General features: G+C 62.9%; 15 protein-coding genes. 4 read left to right on the forward strand and 11 right to left on the reverse strand.

Annotation, left to right across the window (positions count from 1 at the left end; all coding sequences use genetic code 11):
• Positions 1 to 222: 222 nt before the first annotated feature.
• The 6 genes from GWE18_RS25985 to GWE18_RS26010 form a co-directional block, all read right to left on the reverse strand.
• Positions 223 to 1,422, reverse strand: a complete 1,200-nt coding sequence (locus GWE18_RS25985) for an ABC transporter substrate-binding protein (RefSeq protein WP_275188538.1) — start codon at positions 1,420 to 1,422, stop codon at positions 223 to 225.
• A gap of 100 nt (positions 1,423 to 1,522) precedes the next feature.
• The gene (locus GWE18_RS25990; protein WP_275188539.1) at positions 1,523 to 3,361 is read right to left on the reverse strand and encodes an AMP-dependent synthetase/ligase; all 1,839 of its coding nucleotides are present in this window, start codon (positions 3,359 to 3,361) and stop codon (positions 1,523 to 1,525) included.
• 137 nt (positions 3,362 to 3,498) lie between these two features.
• On the reverse strand, positions 3,499 to 4,278 hold the full coding sequence (locus GWE18_RS25995; protein ID WP_275188540.1) for an ABC transporter ATP-binding protein: 780 nt from the start codon (positions 4,276 to 4,278) through the stop codon (positions 3,499 to 3,501).
• Between the two features lie 10 nt (positions 4,279 to 4,288).
• A complete protein-coding gene (locus GWE18_RS26000) occupies positions 4,289 to 5,047 on the reverse strand; it encodes an ABC transporter ATP-binding protein (RefSeq protein WP_057848996.1) in 759 nt (252 codons plus the stop codon).
• Complete coding sequence (locus tag GWE18_RS26005; RefSeq protein WP_275188541.1) at positions 5,044 to 6,195, reverse strand: branched-chain amino acid ABC transporter permease; 1,152 nt, start codon at positions 6,193 to 6,195, stop codon at positions 5,044 to 5,046. Before GWE18_RS26005 ends, GWE18_RS26000 begins: the two co-directional genes overlap by 4 nt.
• Before the next feature lie 9 nt (positions 6,196 to 6,204).
• Positions 6,205 to 7,080 (reverse strand): branched-chain amino acid ABC transporter permease, encoded by an 876-nt coding sequence (locus GWE18_RS26010; protein WP_275188542.1) that lies wholly within the window; start codon positions 7,078 to 7,080, stop codon positions 6,205 to 6,207.
• A gap of 288 nt (positions 7,081 to 7,368) precedes the next feature.
• Here GWE18_RS26010 and GWE18_RS26015 point away from each other — a divergent pair, with 288 nt between their 5' ends.
• Positions 7,369 to 8,121, forward strand: coding sequence for an ABC transporter ATP-binding protein (locus GWE18_RS26015; RefSeq protein WP_275188543.1), 753 nt, complete (start codon positions 7,369 to 7,371; stop codon positions 8,119 to 8,121).
• Positions 8,118 to 9,638: a permease gene (locus GWE18_RS26020; protein ID WP_275188544.1), complete on the forward strand. Its 1,521-nt coding sequence runs from the start codon at positions 8,118 to 8,120 to the stop codon at positions 9,636 to 9,638. The genes GWE18_RS26015 and GWE18_RS26020 overlap by 4 nt, the downstream gene beginning before the upstream one ends.
• Before the next feature lie 135 nt (positions 9,639 to 9,773).
• On the opposite strand, the gene GWE18_RS26025 is transcribed toward GWE18_RS26020, so the two are convergent.
• Complete coding sequence (locus GWE18_RS26025) at positions 9,774 to 10,742, reverse strand: tripartite tricarboxylate transporter substrate binding protein (protein ID WP_275188545.1); 969 nt, start codon at positions 10,740 to 10,742, stop codon at positions 9,774 to 9,776.
• Between the two features lie 94 nt (positions 10,743 to 10,836).
• Entirely contained in the window at positions 10,837 to 11,721 is an 885-nt protein-coding gene (locus GWE18_RS26030; protein WP_275188553.1) for an alpha/beta hydrolase, read from the reverse strand.
• Positions 11,722 to 11,935: 214 nt separating this feature from the next.
• Here GWE18_RS26030 and GWE18_RS26035 point away from each other — a divergent pair, with 214 nt between their 5' ends.
• Positions 11,936 to 12,766 carry an MBL fold metallo-hydrolase gene (locus GWE18_RS26035; RefSeq protein WP_275188546.1) on the forward strand — a complete coding sequence of 277 codons (831 nt, stop codon included), beginning with the start codon at positions 11,936 to 11,938 and terminating at the stop codon, positions 12,764 to 12,766.
• Positions 12,767 to 12,897: 131 nt separating this feature from the next.
• Positions 12,898 to 13,950: an amidohydrolase family protein gene (locus GWE18_RS26040; RefSeq protein WP_275188547.1), complete on the forward strand. Its 1,053-nt coding sequence runs from the start codon at positions 12,898 to 12,900 to the stop codon at positions 13,948 to 13,950.
• Here GWE18_RS26040 and GWE18_RS26045 read toward each other — a convergent pair whose 3' ends face one another.
• From GWE18_RS26045 to GWE18_RS26055, 3 genes are all read right to left on the reverse strand, one after another.
• A complete protein-coding gene (locus tag GWE18_RS26045; protein WP_275188548.1) occupies positions 13,951 to 15,207 on the reverse strand; it encodes an aminopeptidase in 1,257 nt (418 codons plus the stop codon).
• 317 nt (positions 15,208 to 15,524) lie between these two features.
• Positions 15,525 to 15,815 (reverse strand): DUF1330 domain-containing protein, encoded by a 291-nt coding sequence (locus GWE18_RS26050; protein WP_275188549.1) that lies wholly within the window; start codon positions 15,813 to 15,815, stop codon positions 15,525 to 15,527.
• Between the two features lie 53 nt (positions 15,816 to 15,868).
• On the reverse strand, positions 15,869 to 17,698 hold a 1,830-nt coding region (locus GWE18_RS26055), incomplete at its 5' end, for a DEAD/DEAH box helicase (RefSeq protein WP_275188550.1).

Consider the following 17,698-nt stretch of genomic DNA (forward strand, 5'->3'; position numbering starts at 1 on the left):
CGTCATCGCGAGCCACCCGGTCGGCGCGTAGCGCCGCCGGATGACAGGCTCCGCGAAGCAATCCACTATGCCACAAGGAAGATGGATTGCTTCGTCGCTTCGCTCCTCGCAATGACGGCGCTCCGATCGGAGACCGCAAAATACAATAAGAAAAGGGCTGCGCGATCGTCTCGCGCAGCCCTTGGTCGTTGAGCCCTCTGCCGTTGGGAGCCGAACGCTCCATCAGAACATCAGATTATCCTTCACCAGCACCCAGCGGCCGTTCTTGATTTGCTGAACCTGGGTAATCGTGCTGGCGAGATGGTTGGTCTTCGAGAAGACGGTGGGCGGTGAGTTGAAGATGTCCATGAACTTGTCGCCCGACTCCAATGCATCGAGCATCTTCTGACCCGTCAGGTCCTTGCCGGCCTTTTTCGCGTAGTGGGCGAAGGTCATGACGGAGTTGTAGCCGATGATGGCTTGGGTGTTGGCGTCGGAGCCGAACATCTTCTTGTAGTTCGTCAGCCAATCCTTGACCTTGCCCTTGGCCGTATCCTCGTAGGGAATCTCGAAAGCGGCCGCGGCGTAAAGCCCTTCCACCGCTTCCTTGCCGAGCGCCGGCACTTCAAGCACGTTGGTCGGCGTGGCGCCGAGGAACGTGACGTCCCATCCGAGCTTCTTGGCTTCGCCCATCGCGCCGATGGTTTCGCGGATCACGGTTCCGAGCACGACCATATCGCAGCCGTCGGCCTTCATCTTGGCGACTTGCGCGCTGAAGTCGGAGGCGCCGCGCTTATAGCTGGTGACAGACGCAGGCGTGAGCTTCATCGCTGTGACCTGCTGGGTGAAGCCGTCAAGCACGTTCTTTCCGTACTCGTCGTCCTGATGCAGGATGCACGGCTTCTTGAAGTTCTTCGCTTCGATCATGTACTTGACCACGGCGCGCGTGCTCTCGACATAGGGCAGCAGATTGCTGAATTTCAGCCGCTCCTGCGGCTTCGCCGGATCGAACTTGAAGGTGAATTCGGCTGCCGTCAGCGGGAAGAGCTGCAGCACGCCTGCATCGAACAGAATATCCTGCGACGCTAGCACGGTGGGCGAGCCCATCGGACCGACCATGGCGAAGACCTTGTCGCGCTCGACCATTTTCTGCGATGCCAGCACAGCGCGCTTCGGATCGTAGCCGCTGTCCTCCAGGATCAGCTTGATCTTGCGGCCGTTGATGCCGCCAGCCGCGTTGACCTCCTCCACAGCCATCTTCATGCCGTTGGAAACCGGGACACCCCAGACCTTGATCGGGCCGGACAGATCCTGATGGGTGCCGACGACGATCTCGTTCGCCGAGATGCCTTGATCGGTAACCTTGGTCTGCGCTGCGGCCGGCAACTGGGTCAGCGCAAGGGCGCTCACCGCAAGGCCCAGCACCTTGAACGATTTCGACATTGCAGTCTCCTCTTCGTTTGGCCCGTGTTGAGCGAAGGGTGGGGCCTTCTCAATCCTTCGCCGTTTTCAAAATTCCGCTCCCCCGATATCCGGCCGGGACCTACGCCACCGCCCGTTCGCCATACATGGCGTTGATCTCGGCCGCATAACGCTTGTTCACGAAACTGCGCTTCAGCTTCATGGTCGGCGTCAGCTCCTCGTCCTCAGGCGTGAGCTGACGTTCGATCAGGTAGAACTTCTTGATGGTTTCGACGCGCGCGAAGTTGACGTTGACGGCCTCGATCTCGCGCTGGATCAGGTCCTGGATCTCCTGCGCACGGCACAGGCTGGCGTAGTTGGTGAAGGGAATGTCGTGGTCCTGGGCATATTTCTCGACATTCTCCTGGTCGATCATGACGAGGCACGTCAGATACGGCCGCTTGTCGCCGATCACCACGGCGTCGGAGACGTAGGGCGAGAACTTCAGCTGGTTCTCGATCTCCGACGGCGTGATATTCTTGCCGCCCGAGGTGATGATGATGTCCTTCATCCGGTCGGTGATCCTGACGAAGCCTTCATTGTCGATCGAGCCAACGTCGCCGGTGTGCAGCCATCCCTTGGCGTCGATGGTCTCCGCGGTCTTTTCCGGCTGGTTCAGATAGCCCATGAACAGGAAATCGCCGCGGATCAGGATCTCGCCCTGCGGCGAAATCGCGACCTCGCCCCAGGGTGCGGCCTTGCCGACCGAACCGAGCTTGATGCGGTCGGGCGGCATGACGGTCGCAACCCCGCAATTTTCGGTCTGGCCGTAGACCTCGCGCATGTCGAGGCCGAGCGCGAGATACCAGCGGATCAGATCGGGCGCGATCGGGGCTGCGCCGGTAAAGGCCAGCCGGCAGCGGTCGAGCCCGAGCATGCGGCGGATGTTGCGGAACACCAGCCAATAGGCGGCGCGGTTGGCGAGCCGCAATGACAGCGGCGGCGTATCGCCCTGCAGCTTGTACTCGGTCATCCGGTTGCCGATGGCGAGCGCGTTGCGGTACATCCAGTTCTGGAACGAGGTCGCGTCCTTTAGCGCGATCGTGATTCCGGAATAGAATTTTTCCCAGACCCTGGGCACCGCGAGGAAGGCGGTCGGCTGCACCTCGCGCAGATTGTCCGGCACGGTTTCCGGGCTTTCGGCAAAGTTCATCACCGATCCCAGCGCCAGCGAGACGTAATAGCCGCCGATCCGCTCGGCGACGTGGCAGAGCGGCAAGAACACCAGCCGCTCCTCGGAATCGGTCGACGGAAACAGGTCGTTGGCGTGGCGCATCTGATGCGTCACGCTGCGATTGGAATGCATGGCACCCTTGGGTGGGCCCGTGGTGCCGGAGGTGTAGACGAGGATGGCGAGATCGGAGGCTGAGCGGCTACCGATCATCTCGTCCCACAGCGCCTCGTTGCCCTGCTCGTGGTTGCGCCCGAGCGCCATGAACTCGGCCAGCGACAGCACCATCGGGTCGGTAAAGCCGCTCAGGCCTTCCATGTCGAACACGACGATCTTCTGCAATGTCGGGCACCGCGAACGGCACGACAGGATCTTGTCGAGCTGCTCCTCGTCTTCGGCAAAGATCACCCTGGTCGAGGAATCGTTGATGAGATACTCGACCTGCGAGGAGGAGTCGGTCGGATAGATTCCGGAAGAAACGCCGCCGGCGCAGAGGATGCCCATGTCGGCAAAGACCCATTCCGGCACCGCGTTGGCGATGATCGAGGCGACGTCGCCGGGCCGGAAGCCGATGGCATGCAGGCCGAATGCGATATCTTTTGATATCTGCAGCCACTCGCGCCAACTGGTCGGCTGCCAGATGCCGAACTTCTTTTCGCGGATCGCGGGCCGGTCGCCGCGGGTTTCCACGGACGTCAAAAAACTCTTCGCGATCGTGTCGGCGACTGTCAGCACTGCCGGTCTGGCCATGCTCTCTTCCTCCCTCTGTCGCCTGCCTCAGGTGCCGGTCTTGAGAGCCGGTCTTGCTCCTTGAAGCAGGGCCTGAATCTAGCTCTAACTCGTTCTGAACGCCATGCTTTTGACTGCGACGGTTAACGCCAGACCTTCTACCGCCAGGTCTTCTTCTTTTTCCAGCGCCGTTCGCCGCGTGCGCCCTCTTCCTTGGCGCCGAGATAGAATTCCTGGATGTCCTTTGAACTCATCAGCCGCTCGCAGGTGTCGTTCATCACCACCCTGCCGATCTCCAGCACATAGCCGTAATGCGCGGTCTCCAGCGCCACCTTGGCGTTCTGCTCGACCAGGAGAATGGACATGCCCTGTTCCTCGTTGACGCGCTTGATGATGGTAAAGATCTCCTTCACCAGGATCGGCGACAGCCCAAGCGAGGGCTCATCCAGAAGTAGCAGGGTCGGGCGGTTCATCAGCGCCCGCCCGATCGCCAGCATCTGCTGCTCGCCGCCGGAAAGCTGTCCGGCAGGCTGGTTGATGCGCTCCCTCAGCCGCGGGAAATAGCCGTAGACGCGATCGAGATCCTCGGCGACGCCGTCGCGATCCTTGCGCGGATAGGCGCCCATCATCAGGTTCTCGCGCACCGAGAGGAACGGGAACACCTCGCGCCCCTCCGGCACATGGCTCAAGCCCAGGCGCACGATCTTGTCGGCCTCCATGCGCTGGATCGGCTTGCCCAGAAATTCGATCGAGCCCTTTTGGGGATCGAGAATGCCCGAGATGGTCTTGAGCACGGTTGTCTTGCCGGCGCCGTTGGCGCCGAGCAGGGTCACGATGCGGCCGCGCGGCACCTCGAGGCTGATGCCTCTGATGGCCATGATCGGCCCGTAATAGCTCTCGATATTGCTGAGCTTGAGGATGATATCGGAAGCGCTCATGGCATCATCCTCATGCGCCGAGATAGGCGGCGACGACGTCGGGATGGCGCTGCACCTCGGACGGCGAGCCCATCGCGAGCACGCGGCCGTAGTTGAGCGCAATCACGCGGTCGGAGACGCGATTGACCAGCGTCATGTCGTGCTCGACCATCAAGACGGTGATGCCGAGTTCGGTCTTCATGTCGCGGATCCAGAACGACATGTCGCCGGTCTCCTCGACGTTGAGTCCGGACGACGGCTCGTCGAGCAGGATCAGTTTCGGCTCCGAGCACAGCGCGCGCGCCAGCTCGATCACCTTGCGGACGCCATAAGGAAGCCCCGAGATCAGCTTGTCGCGATAGGCTTCGAGATCGAGGAATTCGATCACCTGCTCGACGCGGCGGCGATGGAGCTTCTCGCCGGCGCGCACGCTCGGCAGGAACAACAGTTCCTGCCAGAGCTGTGTGCTGGAGTGCCGGTGACGGCCGACCAGGAGATTGCTCAGCATGGTTGCATTCTCGAACAGCTCGATGTTCTGGAAGGTGCGGGCAATGCCGAGGCCGGCAATCTCGTAGGCCGGCTGTTCGGTGATGTCCTGGTCTTCGAAAAAGATCTTGCCCGAGGTCGGCGGATAGATCCGCGAGATCAGGTTGAAGATCGAACTCTTGCCTGCGCCGTTCGGGCCGATGATCGAGAGGATCTCGCCCTTCTCCACTGCGAAGCTGACAGAATCGACCGCTTTGAGGCCGCCGAAATGCAGGGACAGGTTTTCCGCACGGAAATAGCTCATCGGTTCCGCTCCGATTTCACGTAGATCTTCTGGCGTTTGAAGGTGGCGCGCTTGTAGAGCGGGAAGAGCTGGAAGAAGAGTTTGATCTTCAGCCAGCGACCGTAGAGACCGAGCGGCTCGAACAGCACGAACAGCACGATGATCACTCCGTAGATCGCGCCCTTCAGGCCGTTGGCGGACGCAATGGCGGCGACGTTGCCGTGAATTTTACCAGCCGTAATACTGTCGGCGCCAAAGGTCGCGGCAATCCCGGCAATGATGACGGGCAGGTCGTCCTTCAGGTAGGTCAGGAACGGATCGATCATAACGATAAAGATCGCGCCCAGGACCGCGCCGTGCGGGCTGAACGCGCCGCCGATCAGGATCACGATGATAAACTCGATCGAGAGCTGCAGCGTGAACATTTCCGGGCTGATGAACGACAGCTTGTGGGCGAACAGGACACCGGCGAATCCGGTGATGGCGGCGCTGATCGCAAACGACTTGACCTTATAGAGCGAGACGTTGACGCCCATGCTGCGGGCCGCGGTTTCGCTGTCCCGAATCGCCACGAAGGCGCGGCCGGTCGGCGAGCGCAACAGGTTGAGCGTGCCGATGATGGTCAGGAACAGCACTGCAAGACAGAGGTAATAGAACGAGGGACTGTCGCGCGACACCGTGGTGCCGAGCAGTTGCAGAGCCTTGACACGCATGCCCTCGTTGCCGTGGGTCACGCTCTCCCAGCGCGCCAGGATTTCCTCGACGATGAAGGCGAAGGAAATCGTCGCGATCACGAGATAGATGCCCTGCAGCCGTAGCGCCGGGAATCCGACCATCGCGCCGACGACGCCTGTCAACAATCCGCCGACGAGAAAATATACCGGGAAAGGTACGTTGAACTGCTGCAAGTACGCCGCGGAATAGGCTCCGATGGCGAGAAAGGCGGCATGGCCGAGCGACGCCTGCCCGGTGAAGCCGGTCAGGATCATCAGCCCGACGCCGACGGTGGCGTAGATGAAGACGAAAACCAGCTGGCTGACGATATAACTGGACAGCACGAACGGCGCGATCAGCAGAAACGCAAGCAGAACGCCGTAGGTGACGATGTAGCCGCTGTGGGGAAACAGCGTGATGTCGTCTTCATAATCCGTCTTGAACATAAAACGCATGACTGCCCCCTAGACCTTCTTGCGCAGGTGAACGCCGAACAGGCCTTCGGGCTTGAGCAGCAATACCGCCAGCAGAACGATGTAGGGCGCGACGTCCTTCCAGCCCTGCGGAAGATAGAAGCCGGCCATGCTCTCGATCACGCCAATCAGCACGCCACCCACCACGGCGCCGGGGATGGAGCCGAAGCCGCCGAGCACCGCGGCGGGAAATGCCTTCAGGCCCAGCACGAGACCGACATTGGAGTGAATGAAGGTGATCGGCGCCAGCAGCACGCCGGCAGCGGTCGCGACCGCCGCACTGATCGCCCACACGATCGACACCACGCGCTTGACCGGAATGCCCATGTAGTAGGCAGCCAGCATGTTCTCCGAGCTGGCGCGCATCGCGGTACCGAGCGTGGTGCGGTTGAAGAACAGATAAAGCAGCGCGCAAAGGATGACGGTTGCGGCGATCACCGAGAGCTTGTCGTAGGCCAGCACCAGCGAGCCGATCCGCAACACGCCGTCGCTGAACGGCGTCTCGATCTTGAAATCGTCGGTGCCCCAGATCATCCCGACCACGGAGCGCAGGAAGTATCCGAGCCCGATCGTCGCCATGATGATGGAAAACTGCGGATAGCCGAGGATCGGACGCACCACCACGCGTTCGGCCAGCATGCCGAACAGCGCCATGGCGATGACCGCGCCGGCGAATCCGAGCCAGTAATTGAGACCGAGCATGCCGATGAATGTGAAGGCGAAGAATCCGCCCAGCATCATCAAATCGCCCTGGGCGAAATTGACGACCTCGGTTGCCTTGTAAACGAGCACGAAACCGAGCGCGATCAGGCCATAGACGCAGCCGAGCGCAATGCCACTCACGAGCTGCTGAACGAAGTCCAGCATCATTTCCCTCCCCGATGCCAGGCGATTCTGTCGATCGCCTTTTCCGCATCTTGTGTCTACACGCTGCCGGGCATCGACGATGCAGACAGCCGCACATGTCCCGCTGCATTGAGCCCAAAGCGCCGAGCCCTGTCAACAAAGCGCTGCCGGCCGCGCCGTTAACAATTGAGGAGAAATGCCGCAGCCCGGGAAGTTGCGGGGGTCGGCGCGATTTGGTGCACCAGATTCACCGCGCCGAAAGTTCTTCGGTTCATGGTCCGCGATGAACAACCGGATCGCCCTGAAGTCATGAAGTCAGATGTATCGGCGCTCGAAGTGCGAGGGTTAACGAAGCGTTTTGACCGCCCGGCGGTCGACGCGCTCGACCTCACGGTCCGCACCGGCGAGTTCTACGCCCTGCTCGGTCCCAACGGCGCCGGCAAGACCACGACCTTGCGGATGGTCGCCGGCCTGCTCAAACCCGACGCCGGCTCGGTCTCCATATTGGGCGTCGATGCGCTCGCCGATCCCGTCGCCGCAAAACAGATCATGGCCTGGGTCTCCGACGAGCCGATGATCTACGACAAGCTGACGCCGCTGGAATATCTCGAATTCGTCGCCGGCCTCTGGGGCATCGCTTCAGCGGCTTCCGGGACCTCCGCACACAAGCTTCTGGTGTCGCTCGGACTCGAGACGCATCTGCACGAACGCTGCGAGGGATTTTCCAAGGGCATGCGCCAGAAGGTGGCGCTGGCCGGCGCGCTGGTTCACGATCCGCGACTGATCATCCTGGACGAGCCGCTGACCGGGCTAGATGCGCTGTCGGCGCGTCACGTCAAGGGATTGCTGCAGGAGCGCGTCCGTTCCGGCTGCACCGTGATCATGACGACGCATATCCTCGAAGTCGCGGAGCGAATGGCTGACCGGATCGGCGTCATCGCCGCAGGCCGGCTGGTGGCCGAGGGCACGCTCACTGAGCTGCGCCAGCAGAACGGCCGCGGCGACACCAGCCTTGAGGACATGTTCATCGCGCTCGTCGACACCGACGCGGCGGCCGCATGAGTTCGGCCGCGGCGCTCACCTGGTTTGCCCGGCACGAGATCCGGCTGGCCTGGCGCGAATGGCTGGCGATGGTGACCGGCAGCCGCGGAAGGCGGAAGCGCGCCATCATCGCCCTGATTGCCTTTGTCGCCATCATGCATCTGCCGGCCTATGCGGTGATCGGCCGCTTCGCTGATCTGCAAGCTCCGGGCAAGCCCGAGCTGATCGTCATCACGGCGACCATCTTCCTCGCCTGGGCCCTGATGCTGTCGCAGGCGATCGAATCCGTGACGCGGGTGTTTTACGCCCGCGCCGATCTCGACCTCATCATGTCGTCACCGGCGAACCTCGCCAATGTGTTCTCGGTGCGGATCGCGGCGATCGCGCTGTCGGTCACCGGGATGGCGCTGGTGCTGTCGACGCCCTTCGTCGACGTTCTCGTGATCGGCGGCGGCATCAGATGGTTCTCGGCGTTCGGCGTCGTCGTCGTCATTGGCCTTTCGGCCGCGGCCGTTGCTATCGCAATCACGGTCGCGCTGTTCAGGCTGATCGGCCCGAGCCGCACCCGCCTCGTCGCGCAGATCGTGGCTGCCGTCATCGGCGCCGGCTTCGTCATCGCACTCCAGGTCGCAGCCATTTTTTCCTATGGTACATTGTCTCGCTTTACGGTGCTGACCTCAGATGCCGCGGCGGCCTATGCGCCTGCGCTCGACAGTCCGCTGTGGTGGCCGGCGCGCGCGGCGATCGGCGATAGCATGGTGCTGTCGTGGCTTTTGGCCGGCGGGCTCATGCTGCTCGGCGCCGTGATGGCGACCTTCTCACCGAAATTTGCCGACACCGTCGTCAGTGTCGCCGCAACAACCCGGACCGTTCGTCGCGGGCCGCGCGCAACGGCATTTCGCGGCGGCTCGCGGCAACAGGCGCTGCGTGCCAAGGAGTTCCTGCTGCTGCGGCGTGACCCATGGCTATTGTCGCAAAGCCTGATGCAACTCTTGTATCTGGTGCCGCCGGCGCTACTACTGTGGCGAAGTTTTTCCGAAAGCTCGACCGCGATCGTGCTGATCACTCCCGTGATCGTGATGGCGGCGGGCCAGCTTGCCGGCGGGCTCGCCTGGCTGACGATATCGGGCGAGGACGCCGCCGACCTGGTTGCGACCGCGCCGCTGCCGCCGTCGCGCGTGATCCGCGCCAAGGTCGAAGTCGTGCTGATCTCCATCGGCGTCATCTTCGCGCCGCTGACCGCAGCACTTGCGTTTGCCTCCGTGACGCAGGCGATCGTCACCGCGCTCGGCATCATCGTCGCAACTGTCTCCGCCGCCGCGATCCAGCTCTGGTTCCGCGTGCAAGCCAAGCGCAGCCAGTTCCGCCGCCGCCAGACCTCGTCGCGGCTGGCGACATTCGCAGAAGCCTTCTGCTCGATTGGCTGGGCCGCGACCACAGCGCTCGCCGTCACGATTCCGATCGCCGCCGTGATCAGCGGCACGATGACCGCGGCAATCCTCGCCGCGACGTGGAAGATCAGCCCGCGGCGGGGGTGAGCGACCTCTCTCCTCCGTCATGGCCGGGCTTGTCCCGGCCATCCACGTCTTTCTCGCCTAAGTGTACCGAAGACGTGGATGCCCGGGACGAGCCCGGGCATGACGAGCTATGAGCCGAGACCAACGAGACACAACCTACTGCTTCTCCAGCCCTGCCCGCTCGATCACATCGCGCCAGCGCACGATTTCCTTCTCGATGAACGGGATCATCTCGGCTTTCTGCAGCGTCATCGGGCGCGTGCCGACCTTTTCGAAATGCGTGCGCACGCGTTCCGACGTCAACGCCGCGTGCGCGGCCGCCGCCAACCGGTCGACGACCGGCGCAGGCGTGCCCGCCGGCACCATGATCGACGACCAGCTCTGGGTGGTCATTTCCTTCATGCCGAGTTCGGCCATGGTCGGGACATCAGGAAAGGCACGCAGGCGCTCCGGCGCGGTGGTGGCCAGCACCTTCAGCTTGCCGGCCTCGACATGCGGGCCGACCGAGACCGGATAGTCGAACATGACGTCGACGCGGCCGGCGATCATGTCGTTCAGCGCCGGCGCGCTGCCCCTGTAGGGCACATGCTGCATCTCGACGCCGGCGACGGTCTTGAACAGCTCGGCAACCAGGTGCGTCGCGGTGCCGACGCCGGAGGAGGAGAACGTCACCTTGCCCGGATTCTGCCTGGCGTAGGCGATGAATTCCGGCACGGAGTTGTAGGGCGCCTTGTGATAGGCGACGAACAGGTTCGGGCTTTCGCCGACGAGATGCACCGGCAAAAAGCTCGTCAGCGGATCGTAGGACATTTTGCGCAGTGTGACATTGGCCGCCATCGTGCCCTGCGTGCCGTAGATCATCGTGTAGCCATCGGGCTTGGCGCGCGCCACCTGCTCGGTGCCGACGGCTCCGCCGCCGCCAGCACGGTTGTCGATTACGACCGATTGGCCGAGCGTTCTCGACATTTCTTCTGCGACGATGCGCGACGTCGTGTCGGTTATGCCGCCCGGCGCGAACGGCACGACCCAGGTGATCGGACGGCTGGGGAATTCCTCGGCCGCAGCCGACGTGATGACAGCGGTCGACGCGATCAGGATCGCGGACAAGACGTGACGCTTCGCCATGGAATTCCGCCCCGTAAAATTCTGTCCTTCTGAAGAGGACTTGCGCGGCAAGGATGACGGTTTTCGGCACGGCTTGCCATGCGGCAAAGTCGACCTACGCCTTGACCAGCTCCATCACCGCCGCGGCAAACGCTTCGGGCGCTTCCTGCGGCAGATTATGCCCCGCGCCCGGCACCACCCGATGAACGCGGCGGCCGGTGAATTTCGGCGCGCTGGCGGCGCCATCGGTCGCGGGTGCAACGCCATCGTCTGCACCGTCCAGCGTTATTGACGGCACGGTGATGGGAGGCAGCGCGGCCAGCCTGTGCTGGATTTCAGCATATTGCGGGTCGCCCTCGGCAAGACCAAAGCGGTGGCGATAGCTGTGGATCACGACATCGACGTAATCGGGGTTGTCATGGGCCATTGCGGTTCGTTCGAAGCAAGCATCGTCGAACGCCCAGCTCGGAGACCATTGCTTCCACAATATCCTGGCGATCTCGTGCCGGTTGGCGGCTAGTCCCGCGCGACCGCGATCGAGCTGGAAGTAATATTGGTACCACAGCGCCAGCTCGCGTTCGGGCCGCATCGGCGCCATGGCGTTGGCGATGTCCTGGATCAGATAGGAATTGACGCATACGAGGCCGATGCAGCGTTCCGGCCACAACGCGGCGCCGACGCAGGCCGCGCGGCCACCCCAGTCGTAGCCCGCGAACACCGCGCGGCGGATGCCAAGCGCGTCCATCAGCGCCACCATGTCGGCGCCGACCGCCGCCTGCTCGCCCGAGCGCGGCGTTGCGGACTCGCGAAATCGCGTCGGTCCATACCCGCGCAAATAGGGAACGATGACGCGGCAGCCTTGGGCTGCCAGTTGCGGCGCGACGTCGACATAGGAATGAATGTCGTAGGGGAAGCCATGCATGAGCATCACGGCTGGTCCATCGACGGGACCGGTCTCGTAATAGGCGATGCTGAGGACGCCGGCATCGACCTGGCGCAGCGGTTCCAGCCGTTTGGACGACGGCGCGCGCGTGGCGGAAGCAGTTGCGGCTTTTTCGGACAAGGCGACCTCCCTGGTTGCATTTCACATTACGGCAGGACTGCCCGCGCATGAAGCAAATCCAGCACGCTGCCGTGCCGGAATGCCATCATGACGTCCACGCAATTCGGCGATACAGTATTGCCAGCGGCCTTTGCCGCGGATGGGTCATGCCATGTTGCGATCGCTTAACGTATCCCTTGCCGTTGCCCTTGCGTTCCTCGGTTCGCTGGTACTGCCGGCGGCCGCTCAGCAGCAGCCATTGCGCAGCGAATGCCTCGCCATGGCAAACGCGCCGCCCCGAGCGATGCCGATCAGCTTGCAACGCGTTGCCGCCAAGTCGCAGGAAGTTGCCATCACTTATGTCGGGCATTCCACCTATTATATTGACACGCCCGAAGGAGTGCGGATCGGGACCGATTTCAACGGCGCCTACCGGACCGGTCGCTTGCCCGATGTCGTCACCATGAACCGCGCGCACTCGACGCACTACACGCTGTTTCCCGATCCAAAAATTCCGCACGTCCTGCACGGCTGGGGCGAGAATGGACAGGCGGCGCATATCTCAACGCGCGTCGGCGACGTCTATATCCGCAACGTGCCCACCGACATCCGCCGCTACTTTGGCGAAGGCTCCGGTGGCCAGATGCTCAAGGACGGCAACTCGATCTTCATCTTCGAGGTCGCCGGCCTCTGCATCGGCCATCTCGGACATCTGCATCACAAGTTAGATGAGACGCATTTCGCGGCGATCGGCCGGCTCGACATCGTCATGGTGCCGATCGACGGCACCTATACGATGTCGCTCGACGGCGTCTCCGAGATCACGCGGCGCCTGCGTTCCTCCGTCGTGCTGCCGATGCACCGTTTTGCCACTCCGCTCGACGAGTTCATGCGCCTGATCGGCCAGCAATTCACCATCGACCAGCGCACCGAGCGAACCCTGAAGATTTCGCGGGAGACGCTGCCGGGCACGCCGACGGTGATCATTCTGGAGGGGGTGTGAGCCGAAGGCGCGAATAGCCACCACCGTCATTGCGAGCGAAGCGAAGCAATCCACTCTTCCTTTGCGGCTCCCATGGATTGCTTCGCTGCGCTCGCAATGACGGACAATAGCAATCACGGGAGACGATATTCATGGCCGCCAGCACTGCACCCGCCTCCAGAAGCGGGCTCTACGCCGATCCGCGCGAAGACTGGCTGGCGCAACACACCGAGGAGATCATCGATCCGGCGCGCCCGATCGTCGACCCACATCACCATCTCTGGGACCGCGGCGGCCTGCGTTACATGATCGAGGAGATGTCGGCCGATATCGCCTCCGGCCACAACATCGTCGCCACCGTTTATGTCGATTGCCGCTCGATGTACCGCGCGCACGGCCCGGAGGCGTTTCGCCCTGTCGGCGAGGTCGAGTTCGCCAATGGCGTTGCGGCGATGGCGGCTAGCGGCGGCTACGGCAAGGCCGCGATCTGCGCCGGCATCGTCAGCCACGTCAATCTCCTGCTCGGCGACGGCGCGAAAGCCGTGCTGGAAGCGGAGATCGCGGCCGGCAACGGTCGTTTTCGCGGCATCCGGCATTCCTCCGCCTGGGATGTCGATCCCAACGTCGCCGGCATGTATGCGACGCGGCCGAAAGGATTGCTGCTCGACAGCACCTTCCGCAAGGGCTTTGCCTGCCTCGCCCCATTGGGCTTGAGCTTCGACGCCTGGCTGTTTCATCCGCAGATCGGCGAGCTCACTGATCTCGCCCGCGCCTTTCCCGACACCAGGATCGTGCTCGATCATTGCGGCGGTCCGGTCGGCATCGGCCGCTTTGCCGGCCGGCGCGAGGAAGTCTTCCCGGTGTGGAGGGCCTCGATCCAGGAAATCGCCAGATGCCCGAATGTCGTCGTCAAGCTCGGCGGGCTCGCGATGTGCCTGCTTGGCTACGACTTCCATCTGCGACCGAAGCCACCGTCGTCCGAGGAGGCCGCCGCAGCGTGGCGTCCCTATATCGAAACCTGCATCGAGGCGTTTGGGTCCGATCGATGCATGTTCGAAAGCAATTTTCCGCCGGATAAGGGGCAGTGCAGCTATCAGGTGATCTTCAACGCCTTCAAGCGGCTGGCCGCGCAGTATAGCGAAACCGAGAAGGCGGCGCTGTTCTCCGGGACGGCGATTGACGTTTACAGGCTCAAGCTCGATTAATCACGCCCACTCGCCCTTGCGGAATACCGGCACGCGGCGCCCGTCGGTGTGAACACCATCGATGTCGGTTTCAGCCGAGCCAATCATCCAGTCGATATGAATGAGGCTCTTGTTGCCGCCCTGCGCCGCGATCTGCTCCGGAGTCAGCTTGTCGCCGCCGATGAAGCATTTCGAATAGCACTGCCCGAGCGCGATATGAGAGGCGGCGTTCTCGTCGAACAGGGTGTTGAAGAACAACAGCCCGCTCTTGGAGATCGGCGAGGAATGCGGCACCAGCGCCACTTCGCCGAGACGCGCTGCGCCCTCATCGGTGTCGAGTACCTTCTTCAGCACCTCCTCGCCGCGCGAGGCCTTCGCATCCACGATGCGGCCTTCCTCAAACCTGACAGCAATATTGTCAATCAGCGTACCCTGATAGGACAGCGGCTTGGAGGAGACGACATGCCCGCTCACACGCCGGCAATGCGGCGTGGTAAAGACTTCCTCGGTCGGGATGTTGGCGTTGCAGGTGATGCCATTCCTGGCGATCGCAGCGCCGCCTTCCCATTCGTGGCCGTCGGCGAGGCCGATCGTCAGATCGGTGCCCGGGCCGGAATATTTCAGCGCGTGGAAGCGCTGGTCGTTCAGCCATTCGGTCCGTTCGCGCAGCACGGCATTGTGCTTCTCCCATGCGGCGACGGCGCCATCCTGATCAACGCGCGAGGCCGCGAAGATCGCGTCTGCCAGCTTTCCTACTGCGACATCCAAGGGGATGTCGGGGAAGACCTGCTTCGCCCAGGACGGGCTCGGATAGGCGATGATATTCCAGTTGGTATCGAAATTGACGATCTTCTCCAGCGCCGGCTGATAGGCGATCGAGTTGGCCTTGCTGGCGCGCGCCACCTTCACGGGGTCCTCACCCGACAGCAGCATCGGATTGTCGCCGACGATGGCAAGCCGCGCGGTGTTGGCGGCGAACGCCTTCGCCATGCCTTCATAGAGCCAGTTGGCGGCCCGATCGAAACTCTCGCTGTGGCCGTAACGATAGCGCGCCAGCGTGATCTCCTCATCCGACAGGATCGGGGTCACGATACCCGCGCCGGCCTTGTAGGCATGTACGGCGATCCGGCGCACCAGCGGCAGCGCGACCGAGGGCGCCGTCAACAGCACGTCCTGTCCGGGCTGCAGCCGTAAGCCCACCTTGACCGCGACCTCGGCGAGGCGGTCGAGTTTCACGGGATCGATCAAGGCGGAAACGCTGCTCTGATGTGCGGTCATGATCTTTTGGCCAATGCTGCTTGAACTTTTAAGGCTTCGCAGCCTTCGGCCGTGATCACACGATCAAGCCAAAGCGAGCGAAGCGCCTGACAACAGCAATAGCACAAGAATGGTCCGGCGAAACCCGTTGACGTTCCGGAATGCAGCAATGCCGCGCACGGAACCCGCAAACAGCGCCGCGCAGCGCTGATGGCGAGGTCGATCACGAGTCTGGGAGACAGGCTCTGGCGCCCGAGCAGCAGCAAGCGCGCGGCGTCACCTCAGGCGAATCGAGTCCCGCGCACGTGAGGCGAGACGCATCAATCTCATCTAGGCGGTCAGCGCAAGCCCCTCACCGTGAACACGATGGCGTCGGCGCCCGCTTTGCGATCGACCGATATCTGCTGATACTCCGGCGAATTCTGGAATTCCTTTGCCGCGGCATCATCAGGAAATTCCATGATCACCACCTTGTCGCGCGGCCACTCGCCTTCCAGCACGACCGGATGCGCATCTGCCACCAAAAGCTTGCCCTTGAATTTTCTGAACACGCCCATGAAGCGGGATTGATAGCGGTCGTAGAGCTCGCGCCAGGTGAATTTCAATTGCGCGATGATGTAGACGCTCATGATACCTCCTCATCTGCGTGGCAGGTGAGCGGCGCCTTCAGCGGTCGCGCCGATCAGCCACGAAACTTCTTCTTTTTCTTCTTTCCGAATACGGGCTTCGCAGACGCCTCATTCGCATGCCGCGGCTTTCCCGTGTGCGCCTGCTCGCCTCGATCCCGCCTTTTGGTATCGTAATGCGCCTTCTTGTCAAACGCCGGCTTGTCAGAGGTCTTTGCGTTTTTGCCGTGCGGCTTTGGTGTCCATTCCTTCTCGCGAACCTCCTCACGTCGCGGCGCGGCATTCATCGCCTCGATGCGGATGCTGTCCTCCTTGTCGGGGCGACGGATTCGCGCGGCGAAGCGGTCGGCGACACGCGCGGAAATCTCGAATTCAGTGGTGGTATCGAGAATGCGGATGGCGCCGATGTCGTCCTTCTTGATGCTGCCGCGGCGGCACAGCATCGGCAGCAGCCAGCGCGCTTCCGCGTTCTTCCGGCGTCCGATTGCCGCGGTGAACCATACGCTGTCCTCCGCGATGCGATGGCGCGCCGGCGATTTTCCCGGCTTCAATCCGCGCCCGTCCTCGCGATCCGCCCTCTCCCGGGCGCGTTCCGCACGCGATTTGACGCGATCCTCGCCGGGATCGACGATGTCCTCGGGCGAAGGCAAGCGTGCGCGATGGAGCCGCGCCAGCGCTGTGGCAATTTCCTCTGCTGACCGCTCGGCGAGCAATGCTTGCGCCAGCGCCTGATCATCGGCATTCGACTCGGCAGTAAACAAATCGTCCTGCAACAGCCGCTGCTGGTCGAGTTTTCGGATTTCGTCGGGCTGCGGCGCCATGCCCCAGGCCGCGTCGATGCCGGCGAGTTTGAGCAGCATGTCCGCGCGCCGCCGCCGTGCCGGCGGCACCAGCAAAATACTGACGCCTTTGCGGCCGGCGCGACCGGTGCGCCCCGAGCGGTGCTGCATGACTTCCGGATCGTTCGGCAGATCAGCATGGATGACGAGATCGAGATTCGGCAGGTCGATGCCGCGCGCGGCAACATCGGTTGCGACGCAGACGCGGGCGCGCCCGTCCCGCAAGGCCTGTAGCGCCAGCGTTCGCTCGTTCTGGGTCAACTCGCCCGACAGAGCAACCACGGAGAAGCCGCGTTCCAGCAGCGTTGCCTGCAGATGTCGCACGGCATCGCGCGTGTTGCAGAACACCAGCGTACCCGGCGATTCGAAAAAGCGCAGGATATTGACCACGGCGTGCTCGACATCGCCGGCGGCGATCCGGATCGCGCGGTACTCGATGTCGGCATGGCCGCCCTCGTCGCCCGCGACTTCGACGCGGAACGCGTCGTCCTGATACTCCTTCGCCAGCGCGACGATGCCGGACGGCAGGGTCGCCGAGAACAGCAACGTACGGCGATCGTCCGGCGTGGCCTGAAGGATGAATTCCATGTCCTCGCGAAAGCCGAGATCAAGCATCTCGTCGGCCTCATCGAGCACGATCGCCTTCAGTTCCGAAACGTCGAGCCGGCCGCGCCGCAGATGATCGCAGAGCCGCCCCGGGGTTCCGACCACGATATGAGCGCCCGCCGCCAGCTCACGCTGCTCGCGGCGCGGGTCCATGCCGCCGACGCAGGAGACCACGCGCGCGTCCGCGTATTGGTAGAGCCAGGCAAGTTCGCGATGGACCTGAAGCGCCAACTCGCGCGTCGGCGCGACGATCAATGCCAAGGGGGCCGCGGCACGCTCGAACCGCTCGGCGCCATCAAGCAGTTTCTTGGCGATCGCCAGACCATAGGCGACCGTCTTGCCGGAACCGGTCTGCGCCGAAACCAGGAGATCGCGGCCGGCGGCAGCGTCGGCCAGCACCGCGGTCTGGACCTGCGTAAGCCGATCGAAGTTGCGTTCCGC

The organism is Bradyrhizobium sp. CSA112 (assembly GCF_029051645.1).
Taxonomy (GTDB): domain Bacteria; phylum Pseudomonadota; class Alphaproteobacteria; order Rhizobiales; family Xanthobacteraceae; genus Bradyrhizobium.